This is a genomic window from Halobacillus sp. K22 (assembly GCF_052246795.1).
Classification (GTDB): Bacteria; Bacillota; Bacilli; order Bacillales; family Halobacillaceae; genus Halobacillus.
This window is the reverse complement of record NZ_JBQQCN010000025.1, coordinates 1-23,763: the sequence shown is the minus strand read 5'-3', so window position 1 is coordinate 23,763 and position 23,763 is coordinate 1. Positions and strand designations below refer to the sequence as shown.

The window sequence follows — 23,763 nt, the reverse complement described above, 5'->3', positions numbered from 1 at the left end:
ACCCTGTTATATAAGCATTTTGAGGCAGATTCAGAATGGCTTCTATCTCCTATAGCAGGGTCCGTTCACAAGAAATGGCTGGGTTGGTGGGGAAATGAAGAGACTCCCGTGGGAGAAGGAGCTAGGCGAGACCCCACAAGGAGCGATAGCGACTGAGGAGGCTTGCCAGTTCCCCCACAGGAAAGCGAGTTATTTCCCCACCAGCCCTCTTCCAAATATAGTAACGGGCCCATTTACCTCGAAATTGAATCTTACACAAACGGGAGCTTTACTGTAATACCATCACCGAACTTTATCAGAGCCATTATTTAAAACGAAGCAGGTCTCCTTTAATAATATGATCGGAAAGTTTAAGCTTTTCGCGTGCCTTTTCCTGGCCTTCTTTGCAATGGGAAGTATTTACAGACTTGCTGCTGTCCGTTTCATAACAAATACCGTCCTGAAAGAGGTAAGAAGGTGTAACAAAATCACCATCACGGAAAGCGACAAACTCTTCTTTATCGTCAGCTAGAAGGTTCTGGCTGAAACTCATGTAATCTTCTGTTTGCTTACCGAGCAAATGGAGAACAGTAGAGCGGATGTCAATTTGCCCCCCTAGCGTATCAAATGTTTCCCCTTCCATCCCAGGGATATGAATAAGCATAGGCACACGCTGGTTTGACGTATGGGAAAGCGCCGTATCGGGCTGATCTAGAAGCTCATGCACACCGTCTTCATATTCCTTAGAGATGCCGTAATGATCCCCGAACAGTACAAACATCGTATCCTTATACATCCCATTTTCTTTTAACGACTGAAACAACTGCCGAATCGACTCATCTAAATACCGGACTGTAGTTAAATAGCGATTAACGACAGGTTCTGATGTGTCCGCAAGAGGAAGGCTGCGGTCTTCTTCTTCCAATAAAAACGGAAAGTGATTGGTAAGCGTAATAAACTTCGCCATGTAAGGCTCATTTAACTGCTTCATATACGGGATCGATTGTCTGAAAAAGGATTTATCCTCTAATCCATAATTGATCCGGTTTTCTTCGTTAATCTCATAATCCTGTTTGGATATGAACTGCTCATATCCTAGAGAATCATACATTTCCTCCCGGTTCCAAAACGTCCTTACGTTTCCATGAAAAACAGTAGATTGATAGTCATTCAAGAGTTCTGGTAAACCGTTGAACATATTATTGGGCCGGCGTACGAAGACAGAACCACCGTCCAATGGATATAATCCGGTATCGACCATGAACTCAGCATCTGAGCTTTTCCCTTGAGAAGCTTGATCGTACAGGTTGGAAAAGTAAAGACTTTCACCCTTCAATTGATTTAAAAAAGGAGTCACGGGTTCACCTTTTACTTCTGTATCAATTACGAAGTTTTGCACGGATTCCAGTGTAATAAAGACAACATTCTTTCCTTCTGCCCTTCCAAACCATTCTGTTTTTTGAGAGTCTTTTTCTGATACAAACTCTTCTACAGATCCATCAGCTGATTCGTCTGCCATAACCTTCTGCAGCGGGGCCGTGACGCTGTAGGCAATATCAAACCATTGGTACGCATAAATGCTGATGGAGATCACGACTTTATCACGGTTATAATTTTCCTGAAAAAGGTGGGGAGAATGCCACCAGGCGGCTGCTATGAGCACCAGTGTAATGCCCGCCGCACTTCCTGCGTATTGCTTTTTCTCCTTAGGTGGAATCGTGAATGGTCCTTTCTTAATTAACCACCAGCCAATCACAACTAAGTCAATAATGAAAAACAGATCCCAAGGAGAAAGAAGCGTCCACGTACTTTGACTGAGCCCTCCTACGTTTCCTACCTGAAGCAGAATAGGGAGGGTGAGAAAGTCTTCATAAAAACGATAATAAATTAAATGAGCATATAGGAAGAAGGTGCTTAGAAACATAAGCATAATTAATATCCAAGGATGAAGGCGTTTAAAAAAGAAAAATGAGAGTCCGAACCACAGCAGCAGAGGGCCGAGCGAACTGAAAATTAATAATAAATGATCGGTCACTCCGAGCGGCGTCATCTGGAAAGCTACATACATAACGGCTGTCGTTTTAAGCCAGTAAAACAAAGCGATCAAATAAACTTTTTTCACGACTGCTTCACCTTCGGAAGACTTTCAGAGCTCAATACACGATTCATGACTTCCCCGAGCCGAAGGAGATGGTTCGAATCCACGTCACCCATGAGCGCAATCTGAATCCAATTTCGTTCAGCCAAGTAGCTGCTCTCGTAGTTAATGAAGATCCCGTTTTTCTTTAACCTCTCCCCAAGCCTCTGTTGGGAAATATGATCTGGCAGGGCAATCGTGACAATCCCGTTTGAATAGTTGTGATTTCCAAGTACCTTCAATCCCTGGTTATCAAGTACATTTCTAAGTTCCATCATTAACGCTCCCATAGGACGTTCATCAACCGTAGCCATAGAAGCCTCAAGAGCATGAACCAAATTGGTAGAGTGAGTGTAAGGGATACTCTGGTTAGAATAGTAAACACCTAGATCCAGGTATTTCGGAATATCCGGGTCCTGCACCGGTATATAGTTGTGAAAGACAATGGCAAGTCCAGGATAAGAGGCAAGCGCTTTGCCGCTGACACTGGAAGCGATATGAACACCGGAAAGTTCAACAGGATCAGCGCCGAGGGAGCTGCAGGCATCCACACAAAGTTTCACATTTTCATAGTAAGCTATTTTTTTCAGTTCTTCGATATCAAACAGGTAGCCGGTCGATGTTTCACAGTGGACACACCAGATCCACCCAATAGAGGGATGGTCTTTCAGAAAGTCACGAACACTTTTCAGATCAATCGGTTCATTCCACGCTTTCTGCATCCGGTAAAAATCAAGCCCTGTCCGGTGTGCATGGTCCATCAGCCGGTCACCGAATTCACCATTCGAGAGAATAAGCCCCGTCTGGTCCAACTGTTTAATCTGCTGGGCAACGACGTCATTAGCAAGTGTTCCTGTACCTACGGACACCGTGACGTATCTGGCATTTGTCCGCTCTGTAAGCGAGTTACACACCTTTTTCATTCGCTCGATAAAAGCTCCGGTTCGATGAGACAGGGGAGTGGCTGCCAATGCCTCTTTCACTTCATTTTTTACAGGTACTGGCCCAGATAGAAACGAAATCGGTTCATATCGTGCCAATATCCGGTGGAAGGCCTGGGTAGCTTTGACAAAGCGGTCCTTCGTGAGTTTCATCGGCTGGAATTTAGCTCCTTCCTGACCTGTCATTGGGCCAAAAGGTTCAAAACCTAACTTCAGGTACAGCTTCCATTCACGTTCCGTTCCAGAGATTAAGGCTGCATCGTAGTTCTCCCTGAGACAGTATCGAATCAATTGGTCAATGAGTCCGAAGAAAACAGAGCCTTTCCGGAATTCTGGGTTGATCGACAGCAGACGAATTTCGCAGGGAGCCTCAACATCATGTAAGTAGCTGTCCAGATTAGGTAGTTTTTGATCGAGAGAAAAAGGACGTGTGGCACGGACGGCGATCATGCCTATAATTTTTTCATCTTGTTTAGCTATGATATATGTATTTTCGTCGTGAAAACGATCCACCAGCTTGCGGTTGTCATTCTCTTCATGCTGGGGGATTTCTTCTACAAACGTTTGATAGTTCAATTCATGAATTTGTCTGTATTCTTCCTTTGAGTCAGCAGTTTTATATTGAATAGACTGTTTTGTCATATCTGTTCCTCCTTTATTGACAAACGGGGGTGTACAGGGAGGGTATGGGCTATAACGACCAGGCAGTATCCAATACCCAGGCATAGGCCAACCCATAGGTCCCCCTGCCAGATCGTCAGAAGCGGGGGAATTGCCATTGCGGCAATCATTACTTTTGAAAATGGCATAGGGGTAATACTTGCTATGAAGGCGATAAAGCCGAATAGAAGCAGGCCCAGGGGTTCAAGCATCAGAAGGACTGCTAAATAGACCACTATACCTTTACCGCCCCTTCCTTTTAAAAGCAGCGGCCATATATGCCCTGTAATTAAGGCGATAACTGAGAATCCAATGATGATGGGAGAAGCCGTTAAGTATAGGATCAGGCTTAAAGGCAGAGTTACTTTTAGTGCATCAATAACCACCGTCCATACAAATGCTGGCTTCCCCAGTACACGTCCCGCGTTTCTTGCCCCGCCCGTGCCACTTCCAAGAGTACGGATGTCCGCACCTTTCTTCCATTTGGCCACCATATAGGCTCCGTTTATATTTGCAATGAAGTAGCAAATCGCGATCCACACGTTACAACACCTTCCTGTCTGCTCATATTTTACCATCTTGAAGTTCCTGGTAAAGGGAGAAGGTGACGAAAACCGTCAGAATTTCTTCTTTTTTAGAATTTATCTTTATTAAATCTCAGTATCGCATGTTAAAGATAAGCTCCCAATACTAGAAGGCTCAGTTTCGAGATATCTAGTGAGAGGATTAGGTCCTGCGGGGAACGACTCGCTTTCCGTGGGCATGTGCTGAGCCTCCTCAAGCTAAAGCTTTCCGGGGTCTCACCGATCATGTGTATCCCACAGGAGTCTCCCCGTTCCCCTCCGGACCTTGCGATATATGGAGCTCGAAATCATGTTTGAAAAACTCTGGTTTATGGTGGGGAGACATTTTTAACCACGAGCTTATCCAGCTGAATGAATCCCGTTATATAAACATTTGAGGCGGATCAAACTCTCGTTTTCTCCTACAGAAGGGTCCGTTCACTCTTCAATCATAGGGTGGCGAAGGAAACAAGGAGACTCCCGCGGGAGAAGGGGCTAGGCGAGACCCCACAGGGAGTGACAGCGACCGAGGAGGCTTATGGTAAAAGGAGGATCGACTAAGATCGCCACGTCCTGTGGCAACGTCGATCGACCCCACTTCGTGTAGGGCCGCAGGAAAGCGAGTTGTTTTCCGTAGCCAGCCCCTCTCCATATTAGCAACGGACCAAACATATCTCGAATTCGAGTCTTAAAGTAAATGGCCCTTTAGCTTAATAAGCCGTGAGAAAAGAGGCGAGTTTATTACCCAATATGTACCCCCGCTTCCCTTTAACAAAACTCTTGCAAGCGCACAATAGATGCAGTTCAAAGCCTGTCGTGGTGCAGCGTTTGGCATGGTTGTTATGAGGGGCGAGCAGTGCTTGGATAAATCTGCCTTTCCATTCACACATATAGGCAGAGGCACATATGATTGCCATAGAGGTGGTGAAGAATGAAGGAGAGATTGAACAATAGAGAACACGATCCGCTCACGGTTGAAAAAGAAGAATGGAAAAGACGACAGCTGAAAAGCCGGTTGAAGCAGCTACTTACGATATCATCACCGATCTTTATCCTGATTTTATGGGAGTTTTTATCGCGAACCGGCCTGGTGGATGCACGGTTTTTTCCGCCTCCTACAGAAATTGTAGGCACGTTTATTACGATGGGGACAAGTGGTGAATTATTTGAACATATAGGAATATCACTGTTTCGCATAATGGCAGGATTTTTGCTTGGAGTGATCCCGGCAATCATTCTGGGACTGCTGATGGGGCTGTATTCTCCGCTCAGGCATTTTTTCTCCCCGTTAATTATGGCCCTGATGCCGATTCCAACGCTTGCTTTATTACCAATTATCTTAATTTTGTTCGGAATAGGAGAAGTATCGAAAATTGTTACCATCGCCGGGAGTGTATTTTTTCCGGTTATTATCAATACCGTGGCCGGGGTCGTTACGATTGATCGTATTTATTTAGACGTAGCCCGAAACTATGGAGCGAATTCCCGTCAGTTCTTTTTTAAAATCGCACTTCCTGGCGCTTTACCCGTCATGATTGAAGGGATTCAGATGGGGCAGGCCATTGCTCTTCTTACAATAGTGGCTGCAGAAATGATGGGCGCGAATTCCGGGATTGGTTATCTAATCTGGACGTCCTATAACGCCTTTTTGTTAAAAGAAATGTATGTCGGCCTGGTGCTGATTTCATTCTTTGGCTACTTGTTCTCATTAATCCTGAGAGGCTGTCAAAATAAACTGCTGCCATGGAGATAAACGGAGGAGGACGTCTATGAGTCATACAGCAAAGATTTCAATTAAGGATTTAACCAAAGTTTTTTATAAAAAAGACTCCAGTGTCACCGCTTTAAAAGGAGTCAATCTGGATATTAAAGACGGCGAATTCGTCTGTCTTCTTGGTCCGAGCGGCTGTGGAAAAACGACCCTGCTCAGGATTCTGGCAGGGCTTGAAAATCCTAGCACCGGGGAATTCATCATTTCCCGGGAAAAAGAGGAACGCCCGCTTCAGTCTATGGTTTTTCAGGAACGCGGTGTGATTCCATGGCTGACTGTCAGAGAAAATGTTGCGTTTGGTTTGAAGATGAGACATCTTCCTAAAGGCTACATTAAGGAGCGGACCGATTACTACTTAGAAAAGGTGGGACTTGAGCAATTTTCTACTCTTTATCCAAAGGAGCTTTCCGGAGGCATGAAGCAGCGGGTCAGCATTGCCCGGGCATTTGCTAATGATCCGGAAATACTGCTGATGGATGAACCGTTTGCAGCTTTGGATGAACAAAACAAATTTATTTTGCAGGAAGAGCTGTTAAGCATTTGGAGTGAAACCAAAAAGACGGTCTTATTTATTACCCACAGCATTGATGAAGCCTTACTGTTGAGTGACCGGATTGTGCTTATGAGTTCGCAGCCCGGAACCATTGTGAAGGAAAAGAATATCGAAATGCCTCGTCCGCGCACGATGGAAGAGGTGAGGGCAAACGCCGATTTGGCATCAAGTTTTGTGGAAATCTGGAATCATCTTCAGGATGAGGTTCAAGGATCAAGAATGTAGGGAAGGGGAAACATCATGAAAAAGTTGGGCATTTTTCTTATTCCAATTATGTTTTTCGTTTTATTGATCAGCGGGTGTGGTTTTGAGGTTACTAATGAGAAAGAGGAAGGGCTTACTGAAACCTCCGGCGACCATCCTTCTGGTGATCTCGCGCCGCTTGATAAAAAGGCAACGGTCGTTATTGCAGAAGATGGAGCAGCTTCCGGAGCGGGATTTTATATTGCGAAGGAAAAAGGCTATTTCGATGAGTACAATATTGATGTAAAGTTTACTCAGTTTGCCAACAGTGATGATATGCTCCCAGCCCTTGCTGCCGGTGAAATCGATATAGCGGGAGGCGTTTCCACAGCATCCTTTTTTAACGCCATCGCCCAGGGGATTGATGTGAAAATTATTGCTGATAAAGGACATTACATTAAAGGAGATTCCTATTTCTCTTTTGTGATTCGGGAAGATTTAAAAAATGAGATTAAAGACTATTCAGACCTGAAAGGAAAAAGAGTGGCTGTTTCCTCGCAAAACGCCGTCGATGATTACATCTTTCGGTCTATGCTTAAGCATGCTGGTTTAAAAGAAAGTGACGTAGAATTCGTATTGATGTCTGACTTTGGCAATATGCTGGCCGCTATGGGGAATGGTTCTATTGATGCTGCGCTTCAAATTGAACCACTAATCACGCAGGGAATAGAACAGAGACTTCACGTGCGCCTCGGCGATGCTACTGACTTTGCTCCAGATGCACAAATTGCCATGGTGCTTGGTTCTCCAGAATTCATTGAGCAGGAAACCGACGTATCGCTTCGTTTCATGGCCGCTTATTTAAAAGGGGTACGTGATTACAATGACGCCTTCATTAAAGGAGAAGAAAAAGGGGAAGTCATTGAGATCATGACCAAACATACGGCCTTGAAAGACCCTGCACTTTGGGAAAAAGTTTCCATTACTGGACTTGATCCAGACGGCCGGATGTTTGTAGAGGATATCAAGAAACAGTATGAGATGTATAAAGAGAATGGAGCCATTCGCGGCGAGTTCGATTTTGAAACATCGATTGACACATCTATGACTGGAAAAGCGGTCGATGTGCTTGGGGAATACAAGTAATAAGCTGAAGTGGGAGGAGATTTCCTCCCATTTTTTGCTTGTTAAGCTAAGACATCCACTATAGATTCCCCTATAATAGATATGACTGATCAATAGAGAGGAGAGAATCAGATGACGTTCCAAAAGCTGACCGATTTTAAAGCGTTCACGGAGATATGCAGCCGCTGTTATCCAGGGATGAGACTCGATTCCGGGGAGGCGAAAGAGAAGCATCGCAAGCAGCGGGAGAAGATGAATAAAGAAGCAAACGTCCAGCATTTTGGTCTTTATCAAAATAAACGCCTAGTCGCAGGTTATGTCGAGTACGATCATACGTTGAACCTCTACTCCCGGAAGATTGATGCCCGCGGCATTGGCACGTTAGCTGTGGATCTGCCTTATAAAAAGCAGGGGTATGCAAAGCAGATTATTCAAGCCTTTATCAAGGATGCCCGTGACCAGAGTATACCGCTTGTTCAGCTCTACCCTTTCCAGCCTTCCTTTTATAGAAAAATGGGCTTTGGACTTGGGCCGTTCTTGCACACTTTTCACTTCCATCCGTCCCAGCTTCCTGTATTTTCTCAAAGTTCAGCCCTTACGGTGCTCGCTCCAGCGGATAAGTATGAGATGGCAGAGTGCTATCACCGGTGGGCAGACCGAACGCATGGGTCGTGTGAAAAGCCATTGTACGAGTTTAGATCACTGGAAGAGGAAGGTTATCACGTGGTCGGGTTGAAAAGAGAAGGGCAAATTGATGGATATATGGTCTTCCAGTTTAAGCAGATCCCGGGGGATCATATGCTGTTGAATGATTTACATATCGTTGAATTCATTTCGTGTACAACCGAAGCCTACCAATCGCTGCTTCAATTTTTACGCAATCAGAAGGATCAGGTTCGTTCCGTTTATTTTCCGACCTTTAATGAGCAATTTTCTTATATGCTGGAGGATCCTACTCATACAGACGACGAACTTATTTTTCGGATTTATCATAAAATAAGTGAACAGGGCCAAGGGTTGATGTACCGGATTGTTGACGTTCCTCTATTTTTGGAAAAGCTTCAGCAGCACTCGTTTGGCCGGGAATCCGTTCGAATCGGCTGGAACATATCGGACAGCTTTTTAGATGATCAGCACTTCTATGTGTGGGAGTTTACAGACGGGGTCCCAAAAGCAACGAATCAGCCGCCTGACGTAGAGATCCACTTAGGAATCGCTGAATTTTCATCACTTATGATGGGTTGTGTGACCTTGGACAATCTGTTGCTGGGAGGTTATGCAGAAGCAGAACCAGGAGAGCATCTTGATCAGGCTATTGCGCTATTCCAACAGCCGAAACAACCCGAAAGCTGGAGTTTCTTTTAGCCCAACGAATCTGTTCAATTACGTGATGATTTTTTACTTATAACCTCCCAACTTCGCCTTAGATAAGGGACTACGGCGAGGGGGAGCGAGTCGTTTCCTGGAGCTCCGATTAATAATGCGAATTCAGGGGAAAATCAGGATAGGAAGATTTCTGGCATGGAGGTGCTTTAATGGAAAAGGTATCAGGGAAAACAATGTCTGAATGGGTCGAGAAACTTCCCTTATTAGATAAAATTATAAAAAGCGAGCCCGTGTTTTGGATCAATACGTACGCTCGTAAAATGGAAGAGGTTCCCCGTTTTGCTGTAACCAAAGATGATATCTATGAAGCGGAACAATTGTGGAAACGGTTCGCTCCTTTTCTAAAGAAGGCTTTTTCAGGAACGAAAGATGGGGCGATTGAATCGCCAATAAGACGATTAAACGAAATGAAAAAGGACCTTGGCGACTATTATCAAGAATCTTTTGAGGGCGAGTATTATTTAAAATGTGACCATGAACTCCCTATATCGGGCTCCATTAAAGCACGGGGCGGTGTGTTTGAAGTCCTGAGTTATGCAGAGAAATTGGCGCTTGAAAATAATATGGTTTCCAAGGAAGACAACTATGAAGTATTTCTTGAGTCATCTTTTAAACAGTTCTTCAGCCAGTACACCATCGGCGTTGGGTCAACAGGTAATCTAGCTCTAAGTATTGGCACCATTAGTGCCAAACTTGGATTTACAGTTGAGGTTCACATGTCTGCTGATGCGAAACAGTGGAAGAAAGACCTGCTCAGGCAAAAAGGGGCAAAAGTTTACGAGTATAAAGGAGACTTCAGTGAAGCCATCACCCAAGGAAGGTCGATTACGATGGACGATCCATTCGGTTATTTTGTAGATGATGAGGACTCCAAGGCTTTGTTTTTAGGCTATAGTGTGGCAGCCCTTGAACTTAAAAGACAGTTGGATGAAGAGGGGATTATGGTAGATGAGGATCATCCATTGTTTGTTTATCTGCCATGCGGCGTAGGAGGTTCGCCTGGGGGCATTACGTTCGGGTTAAAAGAGGTATTCGGTGATCACGTTCAATGCCTGTTTGTTGAGCCGACTCACTCTCCGTCCGTGCTGCTCGGGGTGATGACTGGAGAACGCGAAAAAGTTTCCGTGCAGGATTTTGGCCTGGATAATTGCACAGAGGCGGATGGTCTAGCGGTTGGACGCCCTTCCCGGTTTGCTACAGAAATCAGTCAGTATTTGGTCAGCGGTTTCTATACTATGGAAGACGACGAAATGTACCGTCTGCTGGCCCTGCTCGCTGATTCAGAAAATATATATGTAGAACCATCCGCGGCTGCCGGGCTCTCCGGTCCACTTAAGCTTAAAGAATCAGGCTATATCGAAGAAAAAGGATGGCAGGATAAAATGAGCCATGCGGTTCATATAGCCTGGGCAACTGGCGGCTCTCTTGTGCCGGAGCAGGACAGGGAGAAATTCTACCAAAAAGGAAAATCCCTGCTGACGCCGGTAACCGAATCCTGAATAAAGAAATGGAATAAACAGCCACCTCAGGTCATCCAGATTCTGGATGACCTGAGGTGGCATTTTTTTACTTTTACAGGAGGGATTCTGCGCCGTCGATGAACACTTCGGTTCCTGTAATATGGGAAGAAGCATCCGACAGCAGGAAGTGTACAAGATCAGCTACTTGTTCAGGTGAGCCGATTTCCTCGTTGAGTGGTGACCCTTCCACTTCTTTTTTTACTGGAATATCAATTTTTTCAAGTTTCTGCTCAGACGGACGGGTGTTTTCACCGATATTAGTATCGATGAAGCCGGGACAGATGATGTTAACACGAATTCCTTGAGAAGCAAGTTCCAATGCTGCCATTTTTCCAAAGGCCATAATGCCGGCTTTAGAAGAACTGTATGCGGAAAATCCTTTACCTGTGAAGGTACGGTTGCCGTTAATGGAACTGGTAAGTACGACACTCCCTCCTTTTTCTTTCATGTGGGGGATAGCATACTTAAGAGTCAGGAAAGAACCCTTCAAATTTGTTTCAATCGTATGGTCCCATTCTTCCGGAGGCATGTCTTCGATAGGCATAACTTTTCCGTTGACTCCTGCGTTGGCAAACAAGCCGTCAATTCGGTCCCAGTGCTCTTGGACCATATCGATACTTTTCTTCACCTCTTCCGGAGAGGACAAATCTGTAGTCAGGGCCAGCGTGCGATTGGCTTCCCCTTGAAGCTGCTCTTCAGCTTCTTTCAATCGATCCTCATTAATGTCTAATAATGCTACTTTAGCCTCTTCTTGTATAAGTCTTTGAGCAGCCGCATATCCCATTCCGGAAGCGGCACCTGTAACGATGAATACTTTATCCTGAACAGTTGTCAAACCTTCCACCTCTTTCTAATGTCATACTTCCCTTTATCCAGAAACACCCCATTAAAAACCTGCTCCTCATACAAATGCCATAATATGGATGACTTGAGGTGACAATTTAAGGGAATTTAATGAAAGTCAGTTTGAGTGGTTTCCTACCTTGGATTCCAAATTTATGATAGAATTTGTTAATAAATATGAATATTCTTGCAATAATACCAAAATTCGATAGGAGGAATCATGATGCAGGAACAATCCGGAATGAAAAATTTCTGGAACTGGATGTGGCAGCTGCATAATCAAGCCAAGGACTTAATGAGTTTCGCTGTTACGGGGGATCCTGAGAAAGTCAAACAAAATAAAGACCATGACAGGAAGCAGTCGGGGAGTGGTTCAGGTGCGAATCATTCAGAAAACGGAAGCGGCGGATCCGGTTCTTCCTTTGATACCCGCCAGAAGATCGGTATCGTCTTAGGGCCTCTTTTATTTATTGTAACCATGTTATTCTTTGAACCTGAAGGACTGTCCGGCAGTGCAATAGCGATTCTCGCAAGCACCTTATGGATTGCCACATGGTGGATTACGGAAGCTGTTCCTATTCCGGCTACGTCTTTATTACCCTTAATTTTGTTTCCGCTTACAGGAGGTCTTGCCGGAGATGCAACAGCGTCATCTTATGGAGACAACACCATTTTCTTATTCATGGGCGGCTTTCTGATTGCTCTTGCGATGCAGAAATGGAACTTACATAAACGCATCGCCTTGTTTATTATTTCGATGGTGGGGACAAGCACCGAGATGATTGTGCTTGGGTTTATGCTCGCGACCGGACTTCTCTCCATGTGGATTTCTAATACAGCTACTTCGATGATGATGGTACCGATCGGCCTTGCGGTAATTTACCAGGCATCCGATCAGTTAAATAAGGAAGGTGAAGGCCAAGTAGATCACTCGTCCTTCAATTTTGGAAAAGTTGTCATGCTGGGTATTGCTTATAGTGCTTCTATCGGTGGTCTGGCTACTATTATTGGAACGCCGCCGAATACCATCTTTGCCGCTGTAGTTTCAGAAACGTATAACATTGAAATCTCTTTTGCGGGATGGATGGCTTTTGGAGTGCCCCTATCCTTAATTTTCCTAGGGATCGCCTGGGTCTATCTTGTAAAAGTTGCCTTTCCAATGAAAATTAAAAAGCTTCCGGGTGGCCGCGAAGTCATCGACAAGGAACGCCGCGGACTTGGAGCTATGTCGGTGGAAGAAAAGATTGTTCTCACTGTGTTTGGCGTAACGGCCGCAGCCTGGATATCAAGATCTTTTCTTCTGGTACCATACGTTAGTGGAAATATTGATGATACGATAATTGCTATGACTGCAGCTGTTATTCTGTTTCTTATCCCTTCGATTAGTAAAAAAGGAGATTTCATTCTGGATTGGGATACCGCAAAGGGACTCCCGTGGGGGATCTTACTCCTATTCGGTGCAGGACTTGCGATTGCAGCAGGATTTCAGGAAACTGGACTTGCCGAATGGATTGGAAACCAATTGACTATTTTAGAAGGAGTCAGCTTGTTCCTGATTCTCGCGTGCGTTATTGCTATGGTTATTTTCCTGACCGAGATCACCTCGAATACCGCAACGGCTACAATGATGTTTCCAATTATGGCTTCGCTTGCTTCTGCATTATCTGTCCATCCGTATAGCCTGATGATTGGGGCAGGGGTGGCAGCCAGCTGTGCATTCATGCTGCCTGTCGCAACACCGCCGAACGCAGTCGTATTTGGATCTGGCTACCTAAGGATTCCCGATATGGCGAAGGCCGGGTTTTTACTAAACGTACTTGCCATTGTTATAGCCACCTTAGCAATTTATTTCTATTTACCTCTCGTATGGGATCTTGATTTAACATCATTCCCTCAAAAATTCAGCCAATAGTAAAGGATGAACATCATGGGTTCAAGTCAGTCGGCTATTAAGCCTTATACCCCAGACGAGTCTGGCTTTTGGCGCGTTACTATAGCCTTAATGCTTGCGTCCTTACTCGTTTTTTCAACGCTGTATGTATTTCAGCCGTTACTCCCTATTTTTGTGAATGAATTCCAAGTATCGGCCACAGAATCCAGTTTTCTTATGTCAGCTGCTGTAATCGCGATGGTCGTCGGGCTTTTCATTCTCGGCTTTGCCGCGGATCGGTACGGACGACTGCGGCTGATGCAAATATCTCTCGGTATGACGGTATTGCTGCTCGTAGCAATGCCGTTTACTTCTTCTTTTGAATGGCTGGTAGTTTTACGCTTGCTGCAAGGTTTTTTCCTTGCAGGAATCCCGGCTGCAGCTATGGGCTACTTAGGAGAAGAGGTCTCTCCTAATCATTTAGGTCTTGCCATGACGCTGTATATATCAAGTAACGCACTCGGCGGTATGGGCGGAAGAGTTGCGGGCGGTTATTTAACTGATGTATTTGATTGGGAGAAGACACTGTTCATTCTCTCTGCATTTGGTTTGGCCGCTGCCCTGCTTTTCTTATTGCTGCTTCCTGCCGAACGCTTTTTTACAAAAGGAGACCAGCCGCTTCGGGAAGACTTTCAGGGAATGCTTGTGCATTTAAAAGACCGTTATATGCTGGTGTTGTTTTTGATGGGACTGCTTCTTCAGATTGTTTTTACGGCAATCTGGACGTATATTCCTTTCCATCTGCAGTCCGATCCGTATAATTGGCCGTTAAAATGGATTTCTTTTACGTATTTTGCTTATGTTCTAGGAGTACTTGCCCCGCCTGTGGCTGGACGCCTATCTAATTACTTCGGTTTAACAAAAGTAATGTTTTCGGGATTACTTATTCTGATTGCAGGAGTTGGTTTCACCGCTTTACATCCGGTATCATGGATTATGGCGGGACTCGGTGTACTTTGTTCCGGTTTTTTTATTGCTCATTCCATGGCCGCTGCCTTAGTGAGTAAATCAGCCACTCATCACCGGAGTGGTGCTTCAAGCTTTTACTTGATCAGTTATTACGTAGGAGTTGCTGTAGGAAGTACAGCTGTCGGGACTCTTTGGGAGACGTTTGGCTGGAAGGGAGTTATCAGTACCGCTCTTGTGTTTATCTTGATTTTTATCTCTGTGCCTGTATTTAAAAGAAATCCAAGAGGGGGAGAAGAATGAGCAGAAGAACTGTTAAAGGTGTAGGGGTAGATGAACAGACGAGATGTGCTCACTATCATAGTCGTGTCGATATTGTTGCGGTCAAATTCTACTGCTGTCGAGAATACTATGGCTGCTACTATTGTCATAAAGAAAAAGCGGATCATTCTGAAAGAAAATGGCCTAAGGAGCAATGGGGAGAGAAGGCGATTTTGTGCGGAAATTGCTCGAGTGAGTTTTCCATTCAGACGTACATGAACGTCAATCAATGTCCCGAGTGTGCACAGCCGTTTAACGAAAAATGCAGCTATCACTATCCATTATATTTTGAAGGATTTTAAGAATAAGCAATCTTAAACAATTAAACAATAGTGCCGGTTTGTGGAAGACTCAGTTTCGAGATATTGGTTATGAGGGAGGTCCTTCGGGGGACGATTTCGCTTTCCGCGGGCATGTGCTGAGCTTCCTCGGGCTTAACAGCCCTGCGGGATCTCACCGATCATGTTCATCCCGCAGGAGTCTACATCGTCCCCCTCCGGACCTTGCCAAATCAGCAACTCGAAACCACTTAAGATAACTTCTTGATGCACAAAATTAGCATGGGAACATGATAATGTGTCACGCTAAAAAGATGGGGAATAGCAGGTCATAGGAGTATTTAAGACCCGTTAAGAAAAAGAGCACTCTCTCTTCTGGTAGGGTCCGTTATTCTCCTGTGGCTGGGTTGGTGGGAAATGGCGAGACTCCCATGGGAGAAGGAACTAGGTGAGATCCCGCAGGGAGTGAAAAGATCAAGGAAGCTCATGGTACAAGGAGGATCGACTAAGATCGCCACGTCCTGTGGCAACGTCGATCGACCCTACGTCGTGTAGGGCCATAGGAAAGTGAGTTATTTCCCAACCAACCCTTTTCCATCTAGAGTAACGGGCCAATTTATCTCGAAACTGAGTCTTCAAGTAACGGGAGCTTTAGTTTAAGTTTATTTAATTTATAAGAGCCTACATAAAAAAGGAGCCTCATTGCCTGAGGCTCCTTTTACTTATGCTTAAGTTGCACCCATACCGCCATCAACGCGGTACTGACTGCCTGTAACAAATCGACTGTCATCAGAAGCAAGGAAAAGAACGACTTTAGCGATGTCTTCCGTTTCGCCATAGCGATTCAATGGTATAGCATTCGTCTGTTCTTCTTTGGCTGCTTCTGAATCGTCAGGACTGAAGCCTTTCTCAAGAGAACGCATCATACGGGTGTTAACAGGAGATGGATGGACGGAGTTTACCCGGACACTGGACGGAGCAGCTTCTAAAGCAGCTACTTTTGTCAGCCCAACCACTCCATGCTTGGAAGTGACATAAGGCGCTACTCCTGGAGAACCCATCAAACCGGCAACGGATGACATATTGATGATACTGCCATCCTGCTTTTCAGTCATAACAGGAAGCACATGCTTCAGACCCAGGAAGACTCCTCTTACGTTGACATTCATAACTTTATCGAAATCCTCGACTCGCTGCTCGGTAATTGGACGGACATCGCCTTCAATTCCTGCGTTGTTAAAGAAAATATCAATTGTTCCAAACTGGTCGAGAGTCTTTTCTACATAATTCTGTACGTCTTTTTCTTCGGTGACATCGGCAGTGACTGTCATCACTTCACCATAGGCGTCCAATTCAGATTTCGCATCCTTCAAAGCTTCTTCATCAACATCCACAAGGGATACTTTGGCTCCTTCTTGCAAAAACAACTGGGCAGTGGTCTTTCCGATGCCGCCGCTTCCACCAGTAATAACAGCGGTTTGGCCTTCTAAACGACTCATATTAGAACCTCTCCTTATTACATCTTTGTAGGAAGGCAAACGAGTTAAATCGTTTGTCACATAGATTTTTCCACTTTAACCCAGTGTTTAAACGATCAGAGAACTGCAGACTAATCCTGAAATAAAAAATAGCGGATTTCAGGTGAGATAGACTGTTCTTCTATTCATTCAATACATAATAACGGGTTTTATTCACCCCTGACTTTTCAAAGGCTACTTCATTCAATATTTGAAGAGCTGCCGTACTGGAATCAAGTTTAAGGAAAGCACATGCCCGCTGGTTCGTAATTCGTTCTCCGAAAAGAAACTGGTAATCTTTTAAAGCCTCCACATGAGCATTTCTTGACGTTTGATGGCACACTTTACAATACCAACGGCCATGAACCCTCTTCATCGGCAGGGCATCACATTCCGGGCAAATAACGCCTTGCAGAATATCCGTTTTTTTAAGACGGAATCGATCTAAGATACAAGGCTTGTACGGGGCATTTTCATCTATTAACTTATCGCATAATAAGTTAAGCTCAGATTCTTTTAATAAAGAAGAAGTGTAGGCATGGTCTAATGATTGAAAGGACGATAATAGCTGGTCTAAATGGACAATCTGACTGTCAGATTCATAGGAAGGCTGGCTGTAGGAAGCTGAACTGGTTAACACTACTAAATAGTTGATCGGGATAATTGGAAATCCGGACCTTGCCCACCAGTATGTTAATTGATGAGCCTGAAGTTCTGCCTGAGATAACGGATCTGGCATTCTTGCTTCCATTCTTTCATTTACATGCATGAATCTGTAATCTTTGGCCAGGCTTGGTAAAGGGGAGTGGTTAACTTCTAAAATGAGAGCGAAATTTCGAGTGACTATGAGAACATCGATCTGACAGTAGGAGTGATCAGGAAGCGGGAGGCGAAGGTCAAACAATATGCGGGATTCTTTGGAGGATAAATGGGTTAATAAAGGTAAAATCTTTTTCTCTCCATAATGATTAGCTGTTAATTGCTTACGCCAATGTTCTATTTCTGAATGTTTATGATGAGTCATCGCGATACGTCTGGAAGCGGACTCCAATTGTTCGAGATAATAAGGTTTTGATAGATGTTTGGTGAACAAAAACATCAACTCCATTCAAAATGATTATCTCTATATTCCATGAACTTTATGGATAATCCTCCTAATTTTGTAAAACTCTAAATTTTCAACTTTATTTATTGTAATTCTGCAATTTTATCAACTATCTAACTTCTATTTCAGTATTGGTATAGACAACTATATAACTTGGATGCTATGATTTGTGTATAAAGCGGTTTCAAAAAAGCAACCATTTGAAAATAGAGGAGGAAGACACATGTTGAGTTTTCTACAACGAATTGGGAAGTCGTTAATGTTTCCGATTGCTACACTGCCGGCTGCGGCGTTACTCGTTCGATTAGGTATGGAAGATATGCTGGATATTCCATTTATGACAGCAGCCGGAAACGGAATCCTTACCAACCTTTCCATTATTTTTGCGATAGGCATTGCGATGGGTTTTGCTAAAGATGGAAGCGGAGGAGCAGCTTTAGCTGGAGGAATTGGAGTTCTCGTTCTGGAAGAAGGAATTAATGCGATTAACAGTGATATTAATATGGGGGTATTCTCGGGAATAATTGCCGGAGTGATTGCCGGTATGCTGTACAATCGCTTTTATGATATTAAATTCCCAGAGTTCTTATCTTTCTTTGGAGGGAAGAGGTTTGTGCCGATCATCACCTCTCTGACTATGGTCGCCCTTTCCTTTGTGCTCGGATACTTATGGGTTTATCCACAGTACGTACTTGATGCTACGGCTAATTGGATATTGAACGCTGGAGAGGTTGGAGTCGGAGTGTACGGAGTACTGAACCGCCTGCTCATTCCAGTAGGTCTGCACCACGTGTTGAATACACTCATTTGGTTTGATTTTGGTTCCTTTACGACGGAGTCCGGGGAAGTTGTAAAAGGAGAAATTAACCGATTCTTAAATGGGGATCCAGATGCGGGTTACTTTTTAGCTGGTTTCTATCCTGTTATGATGGTTGGTCTTCCAGCGGCCTGTCTTGCCATGTATGCAGCGGCGAAGAAACACCGTAAATCTATGGTAGGGGGAATGTTCGTGAGTATCGCACTGACGTCCTTCCTGACTGGTGTAACAGAACCTATTGAGTTTTCATTTATGTTCTTGTCCCCGCTGCTGTATGTTGTTCACTCCATTTTGACCGGTATTTCAATGGTGGCTGCATATATGCTCGAAATTCGTCACGGATTTGGTTTTTCAGCCGGACTCATTGACTACACCTTGAACTTTGGTATCGCTCAGAATCCATTGATGCTTATACCAATCGGGCTGGTCCTTGGTCTTGTTTATTTTCTGATTTTCTACTTCCTGATTATTAAGCTGGACCTGAAGACTCCAGGGCGTGAAGATGAGGATGAAGATTTTGTTGAAGAAACTCAGGAGGTCGGTCAGCCGACGGAAGACTCCGGAGATGAATATGACCACAAAGCTTCGCAATACCTGACTGCTCTCGGCGGTGCTGATAACATTAAATCTCTGGATTACTGCACCACTCGCCTGCGGTTACAAATGAAAGACCGTGATCAGGTGGACGAAAATGCGCTGAAGCGGTTTGGAGCGCGTGGAGTCATGAAGGTTGGCGGACAAAATCTGCAAGTGGTTGTAGGAACGTCTGTAGAGTTTATAGCCGAAGCGATCCGTAAAAGAATGGAAGAAAGAAACACGGATGAGGGTAATGGTCATAAAGAATAGATGGCTGTGGCAAAGATCATTTTGTTCTGGCGTCTCAAAAGAGTTGATCTTCCATTGAAAAAGTTCGAAGAGCAGTAAAGGTGACAAATAGACACTAATAAATCATCTTACAGAAGAATGAATGGGGAGGGGTATCCTCCCCTCAAGTCTTACTAAGGAGTGAGAAACTCATGGCCAGTAGTGTAGAAATAATGAATGTAAGAGTCGTCTGTCATACTGAAATCATTCCTTCAGGATCGGTACTGCTTAGAGATGGTCTGATTGATGCGGTTTCTGATCATCCAATAGGAGGGGCAGACAAAGTCATTGACGGTAAAGGAGAAAGTTGGACTCTGGTTCCTGGATTTATCGATGTGCATATTCACGGAGCGGATGGCCACGATGTCATGGATAGCACGAACGAAGCATTGACAGGGATGGCCCGGAGTCTACCGGCAGAAGGGACCACCAGTTTTTTAGCGACAACTATGACACAGTCCAGCGAGAATATTACCCGGGCTTTGAAAAATATCAAAAAGTACATGGGTTCTGAACCAACCGGCAGGCAGTCAGAGATCCTTGGCATTCATTTAGAAGGACCTTTTTTATCGAAAAATAAAGCAGGGGCTCAGCCGCACGATCATATTATCCCGCCATCAACCGAGCTGTTTGATCGTTGGCAGGAAGAAAGCGGAAACCAGATTCGTTTAGTTACCTTAGCACCTGAACGTTCAGGGGGATCAGAATTCATTCGTCATGTGACCGGGCAGGGAGTGGTGGCTTCTATCGGGCATAGTGAAGCTACTTTCGACCAAGTGGAGGAAGCCGTGAACGCAGGGGCACGTCATGTTACTCATTTATATAACCAGATGAGCGGATTTCATCACCGGGACCCGGGCGTGGTCGGAGCCGCTTTGCTGAACAAACGGTTGAAAGTGGAAATGATTGTGGATCATGTGCATTCGAGGCCGGAAGCGGTCCAATTAGCTTATCACCATACGAAAGCTGAAAGAACCATTCTAATTACCGATGCCATGCGTGCAAAGTGTCTCCCGGAAGGCGTGTACGATTTAGGAGGTCAGCAGGTAGATGTGAAAGACGGAGAGGCCCGGTTAGACGATGGAACACTTGCAGGCAGTGTGCTGACCCTGCAGAAAGCCGTGAAAAATATGCAGCAGCATTCAGAACTTCCATGGGAAGACCTGGTCCGGATCACTTCTTTAAATGCAGCAGAGCAACTAGGATTCGACAAACGAAAAGGGAAAATTGAGGAAGGAAAAGATGCAGACCTGGTCCTATTAGACGAAAATCTTGAAGTAGTTATGACCATCTGTAACGGTACGATTGCCTATCAAAGAGAGGAGGGATAACCATGAAAATATTGGTCTCTCAAGACTACCAGTCTCTAAGTCAAAAAGCCTGCGGGTTTATAGAAGAGGAGGTGAACCGTAATCCTGCATCCGTTCTCGGCCTTGCTACGGGGAGTACGCCTCTTCAAACCTATCATGAAATGGCAGAAGGACATAAGACGAGAGCGGTGGATTACCATAACATCTCTACAATCAATTTAGATGAATATGTGGGACTCGGTGAAAGCGATCCGCAAAGCTACCATTTTTTTATGAAAGAGCATTTATTTGATAAGGTTAATATCAACCAAGCCCGCACGTATATTCCTAATGGACTGGCTGATGATCTAGAAGAGGAATGCAGCCGTTATGAACAGCTGATTGATCAGATCGGCCCGCCAGATCTACAGATTTTAGGAATCGGGCAGAATGGGCACATTGGATTTAATGAACCCCGCACCTCATTTAAAAGTGAAACTCACATCATTAAACTTGCTGAATCGACAAGAAAAGCCAATGCCAGATTCTTTAAATCGCTTGAAGACGTTCCAAAAAGCGCCATTACCATGGGGATCCAGTCCATCTTAAAAAGTAAAAAAATTCTTTTACTTGCCTCTGGTGAAAATAAGGCTGAAGCTATAAGAAGTCTATTAGAAGACCCGCCTAGTGATGACGTACCAGCGTCTGCCCTTTGCTTCCATAAAAATGTAACGTTACTCGTGGATAAAGAAGCTTATAAAAAGGTAGAGTACCTGAGAGGAGACGAATTAAATCATGATTGATAAAAAGTCGCCGCTTCCGATTTATTACCAAATTGAAGAGGATATCAAACAGAGGATTTCAAACGGGGAATATCAGCCTAACGATATGATTCCATCTGAACGTATCCTGTCAGAAAACTACGCGGTCAGCCGGATGACGGTGAGACAAGCGATTACTAATCTGGTCAATGAAGGAGTTCTTTACAGAGAAAAGGGCAGAGGAACCTTTATTGCTGAAAACAAAATTGAACAACCTTTAAAAGGATTAACGAGTTTTACAGAGGACATGAAAACACGCGGGATGACAGCCAGCAGTAAGCTGTTGGATTTTGAGAAAGTGACAGCGACAGGGGAAATGGCCCGCAAATTGGAAATCGAAGAAAATGCAGAGGTTTATCGTCTGCAGAGAATACGATATGCCGATCAAAAGCCTATGGCCATTGAAACCAATTTCCTGCCAGTGGCTATGTTCCCTAATCTAAAAAAAGATGATGTAAAAGGATCTCTCTATGATTATGTAGAGAAAAATAAGCGCCAGAAAATAGGGAAGGCAAGCCAAATCATAGAAGCGACGATTGCTAATGAAAATCAATCCTCGTTACTTGAAATCCCCCTTGGGTCTGCTGTGCTCCACATAGAAAGACATAGCTTCCTTGAAGATGGTACTCCGTTTGAGGTAGTCAAATCATCCTATCGTGCGGACCGCTATAAATTCTCAAGTGATATTACCCGCAGTTAAGGAGAGGCTTTTTGTGACTTACTTAATGCAAGCAGCAGAACTGTTGAAACGACTGGAAAGAGACACAGGAGATCAACTGAGTTCGATTAGTAGAGAGATTGCTCATCGCCTGAAGGATCATGGAATTATTCATGTATTTGGCTGCGGCCATTCCAGCCTAATCGCCCAGGAACCTTATTACAGAGCGGGCGGTCTGGTACCCGTACGTCCTATTTTTATTGAGCCGCTTATGCTTCATGAAGGAGCGGTGAAATCCAGTCTATATGAAAAGCAGCCAGGTTTTATTGAGAGTTATTTAGAAAAAGAGGATATCCGTAAAGGCGATGTATTTATGGTCATCTCTACATCTGGACGTAATCCAGCCCCCATTGATGCCGCTATTTATGCACGCGAAAAAGGGGCTTATGTGATCGGCATGTTGTCCATGGATTACGCGGATAATTATCCTTCTCGGCATCCTTCCGGAAAAAGGCTGGAAGAAGTCGTAGAGGAAGTTGTGGATACTCAAATACGGACAGGTGACACTTCGCAGGAAGCAGAAGGTGTCCCTCAGGCCTTTGCCCCATTGTCATCCGTCATTGGAGCCGCTTTACTGCAGGATTTATTAGCCAAAGTAATTTTGAGTTATAGGGATATTGGAGAAACCCCGCCCATTTTTTTGAGTGGAAATTTGGAAGGCGTGCACGAGCATAATTTGGCACTTGTAGAAAAGTACAAGGACCGGATCAACTTTTAATCTTTCTCTCCACGATCAATATCTTTTACAGAAACCTTTGCTAAATCCAGGCGGAGGTTTTTTAGTGGCTAAAAAAATGGCTCTGTTAAAGTTTAATGTTGATTATTCATAAGAGGCTTATTACATAATAGGGCCGTTTACTTTAAGACTCAGTTTCGAGACAAATTGGGTCCGTTACTTGAATGGAGAGAAGGGTTGGTGGGGAAATAACTCGTCTTGTTCCATCACCCAGACCCTCGAGACAAAAGCCGATCATCAACGGATGGAAAAACCGCCATCCTTTTGATGGTCGGCTTATGCTGTTCGTGTCTATCGGGGTGATTCCACATTTGAACACTTTCCTATGGGGGAACGGTGAGCTTCCTCGCTCGTTTTCACTCCCTGCGGGATCTCACCTAGTTCCTTCTCCCATGGGAGTCTCGCCATTTCCCCACTAACCCAACATGATTAAGAAAAACGAACCCTACTAGAAGAGAAAAGGCTCTCCTTTCTAAATAGGTCCTAAATGCTTCTATGACAAGCTTTTTCACATCGTTCTAGCATGAAAATACACGCCTTATCCCATGCTTTTTTCTCACCCGGCAAACCGTGTATTAAGTGGTTTCGAGTTGCTGTTTCAGCCAGGTCCGGAGGGGGACGGTGTAGACTCCTGCGGGATGAAAATGACAGGGGAGACCCCGGAAGGCGAAGCTGAACTGACCCCCTAAAATTGGACACGTTCCTTAAACTTATCACGCCGATTCTTGAAACTGGGTTCGATAAGAAACGGGGCTCATTCTGAGCTTTGATTTGATACGTTTATGGTTATAGTAATGGAT

The 23,763-nt window shown here is 44.5% G+C and carries 19 protein-coding genes and 1 pseudogene; 13 read left to right on the top strand and 7 right to left on the bottom strand.

The window, feature by feature from the left end; genetic code table 11:
• Window positions 1-304 precede the first annotated feature (304 nt).
• The 3 genes from ACTWPM_RS16155 to ACTWPM_RS16145 are packed head-to-tail and all read right to left on the bottom strand — an operon-like array spanning window position 305 to window position 4,259.
• Window positions 305-2,101: an LTA synthase family protein gene (locus ACTWPM_RS16155; RefSeq protein ID WP_443134054.1), complete on the bottom strand. Its 1,797-nt coding sequence runs from the start codon at window positions 2,099-2,101 to the stop codon at window positions 305-307.
• Window positions 2,098-3,699 (bottom strand): GNAT family N-acetyltransferase, encoded by a 1,602-nt coding sequence (locus tag ACTWPM_RS16150; protein WP_443134053.1) that lies wholly within the window; start codon window positions 3,697-3,699, stop codon window positions 2,098-2,100. Before ACTWPM_RS16150 ends, ACTWPM_RS16155 begins: the two co-directional genes overlap by 4 nt.
• The gene (locus ACTWPM_RS16145) at window positions 3,696-4,259 is read right to left on the bottom strand and encodes a glycerol-3-phosphate acyltransferase (protein WP_443134052.1); all 564 of its coding nucleotides are present in this window, start codon (window positions 4,257-4,259) and stop codon (window positions 3,696-3,698) included. Before ACTWPM_RS16145 ends, ACTWPM_RS16150 begins: the two co-directional genes overlap by 4 nt.
• Before the next feature lie 952 nt (window positions 4,260-5,211).
• Between ACTWPM_RS16145 and ACTWPM_RS16140 the strand changes: the two genes are divergently transcribed.
• The 5 genes from ACTWPM_RS16140 (at window position 5,212) to ACTWPM_RS16120 (ending at window position 10,797) form a co-directional block, all read left to right on the top strand.
• Window positions 5,212-6,033 carry an ABC transporter permease gene (locus tag ACTWPM_RS16140; RefSeq protein WP_443134051.1) on the top strand — a complete coding sequence of 274 codons (822 nt, stop codon included), beginning with the start codon at window positions 5,212-5,214 and terminating at the stop codon, window positions 6,031-6,033.
• A 16-nt stretch (window positions 6,034-6,049) separates the two neighbouring features.
• Window positions 6,050-6,829: an ABC transporter ATP-binding protein gene (locus ACTWPM_RS16135; protein WP_443134050.1), complete on the top strand. Its 780-nt coding sequence runs from the start codon at window positions 6,050-6,052 to the stop codon at window positions 6,827-6,829.
• Between the two features lie 15 nt (window positions 6,830-6,844).
• Entirely contained in the window at window positions 6,845-7,933 is a 1,089-nt protein-coding gene (locus ACTWPM_RS16130; RefSeq protein WP_443134049.1) for an ABC transporter substrate-binding protein, read from the top strand.
• Between the two features lie 111 nt (window positions 7,934-8,044).
• Window positions 8,045-9,277, top strand: a complete 1,233-nt coding sequence (locus ACTWPM_RS16125; RefSeq protein ID WP_443134048.1) for a GNAT family N-acetyltransferase — start codon at window positions 8,045-8,047, stop codon at window positions 9,275-9,277.
• Between the two features lie 170 nt (window positions 9,278-9,447).
• Window positions 9,448-10,797, top strand: coding sequence for a D-serine ammonia-lyase (locus ACTWPM_RS16120; RefSeq protein ID WP_443134047.1), 1,350 nt, complete (start codon window positions 9,448-9,450; stop codon window positions 10,795-10,797).
• Window positions 10,798-10,870: 73 nt separating this feature from the next.
• Here the strand turns inward: ACTWPM_RS16120 and ACTWPM_RS16115 are convergent, their stop codons facing one another.
• Window positions 10,871-11,653, bottom strand: coding sequence for an SDR family NAD(P)-dependent oxidoreductase (locus tag ACTWPM_RS16115; RefSeq protein ID WP_443134046.1), 783 nt, complete (start codon window positions 11,651-11,653; stop codon window positions 10,871-10,873).
• A 228-nt stretch (window positions 11,654-11,881) separates the two neighbouring features.
• On the opposite strand from ACTWPM_RS16115, the gene ACTWPM_RS16110 reads away from it, so the two are divergent.
• From ACTWPM_RS16110 to ACTWPM_RS16100, 3 genes are read left to right on the top strand one after another with little or no spacing between them, the layout of a single operon-like run.
• Window positions 11,882-13,573, top strand: coding sequence for an SLC13 family permease (locus ACTWPM_RS16110; protein WP_443134045.1), 1,692 nt, complete (start codon window positions 11,882-11,884; stop codon window positions 13,571-13,573).
• 15 nt (window positions 13,574-13,588) lie between these two features.
• Window positions 13,589-14,800 (top strand): MFS transporter, encoded by a 1,212-nt coding sequence (locus ACTWPM_RS16105; protein ID WP_443134044.1) that lies wholly within the window; start codon window positions 13,589-13,591, stop codon window positions 14,798-14,800.
• The gene (locus tag ACTWPM_RS16100; RefSeq protein ID WP_443134043.1) at window positions 14,797-15,120 is read left to right on the top strand and encodes a CHY zinc finger protein; all 324 of its coding nucleotides are present in this window, start codon (window positions 14,797-14,799) and stop codon (window positions 15,118-15,120) included. The genes ACTWPM_RS16105 and ACTWPM_RS16100 overlap by 4 nt, the downstream gene beginning before the upstream one ends.
• Before the next feature lie 704 nt (window positions 15,121-15,824).
• On the opposite strand, the gene ACTWPM_RS16095 is transcribed toward ACTWPM_RS16100, so the two are convergent.
• Together ACTWPM_RS16095 and ACTWPM_RS16090 are read right to left on the bottom strand one after the other, a co-directional pair.
• Window positions 15,825-16,595: an SDR family NAD(P)-dependent oxidoreductase gene (locus ACTWPM_RS16095; RefSeq protein WP_443134042.1), complete on the bottom strand. Its 771-nt coding sequence runs from the start codon at window positions 16,593-16,595 to the stop codon at window positions 15,825-15,827.
• Between the two features lie 160 nt (window positions 16,596-16,755).
• Window positions 16,756-17,706, bottom strand: coding sequence for a nuclease-related domain-containing protein (locus ACTWPM_RS16090; RefSeq protein ID WP_443134041.1), 951 nt, complete (start codon window positions 17,704-17,706; stop codon window positions 16,756-16,758).
• Window positions 17,707-17,941: 235 nt separating this feature from the next.
• Here ACTWPM_RS16090 and nagE point away from each other — a divergent pair.
• From nagE to ACTWPM_RS16065, 5 genes and pseudogenes are all read left to right on the top strand, one after another.
• Window positions 17,942-19,366 (top strand): annotated as a pseudogene (gene nagE, locus ACTWPM_RS16085) (N-acetylglucosamine-specific PTS transporter subunit IIBC); the annotation flags it as partial.
• 185 nt (window positions 19,367-19,551) lie between these two features.
• Window positions 19,552-20,730, top strand: coding sequence for an N-acetylglucosamine-6-phosphate deacetylase (nagA, locus tag ACTWPM_RS16080; protein WP_443134040.1), 1,179 nt, complete (start codon window positions 19,552-19,554; stop codon window positions 20,728-20,730).
• Window positions 20,731-20,732: 2 nt separating this feature from the next.
• Window positions 20,733-21,491, top strand: coding sequence for a glucosamine-6-phosphate deaminase (gene nagB / locus ACTWPM_RS16075; RefSeq protein ID WP_443134039.1), 759 nt, complete (start codon window positions 20,733-20,735; stop codon window positions 21,489-21,491).
• Window positions 21,484-22,209 (top strand): phosphonate metabolism transcriptional regulator PhnF, encoded by a 726-nt coding sequence (gene phnF, locus ACTWPM_RS16070; protein WP_443134038.1) that lies wholly within the window; start codon window positions 21,484-21,486, stop codon window positions 22,207-22,209. Before nagB ends, phnF begins: the two co-directional genes overlap by 8 nt.
• Before the next feature lie 13 nt (window positions 22,210-22,222).
• Window positions 22,223-22,945: a sugar isomerase domain-containing protein gene (locus ACTWPM_RS16065; RefSeq protein WP_443134037.1), complete on the top strand. Its 723-nt coding sequence runs from the start codon at window positions 22,223-22,225 to the stop codon at window positions 22,943-22,945.
• 731 nt (window positions 22,946-23,676) lie between these two features.
• On the opposite strand, the gene ACTWPM_RS16060 is transcribed toward ACTWPM_RS16065, so the two are convergent.
• Window positions 23,677-23,763: IS3 family transposase (locus ACTWPM_RS16060; RefSeq protein WP_443134088.1), on the bottom strand; the 87-nt coding region annotated here is incomplete at its 5' end.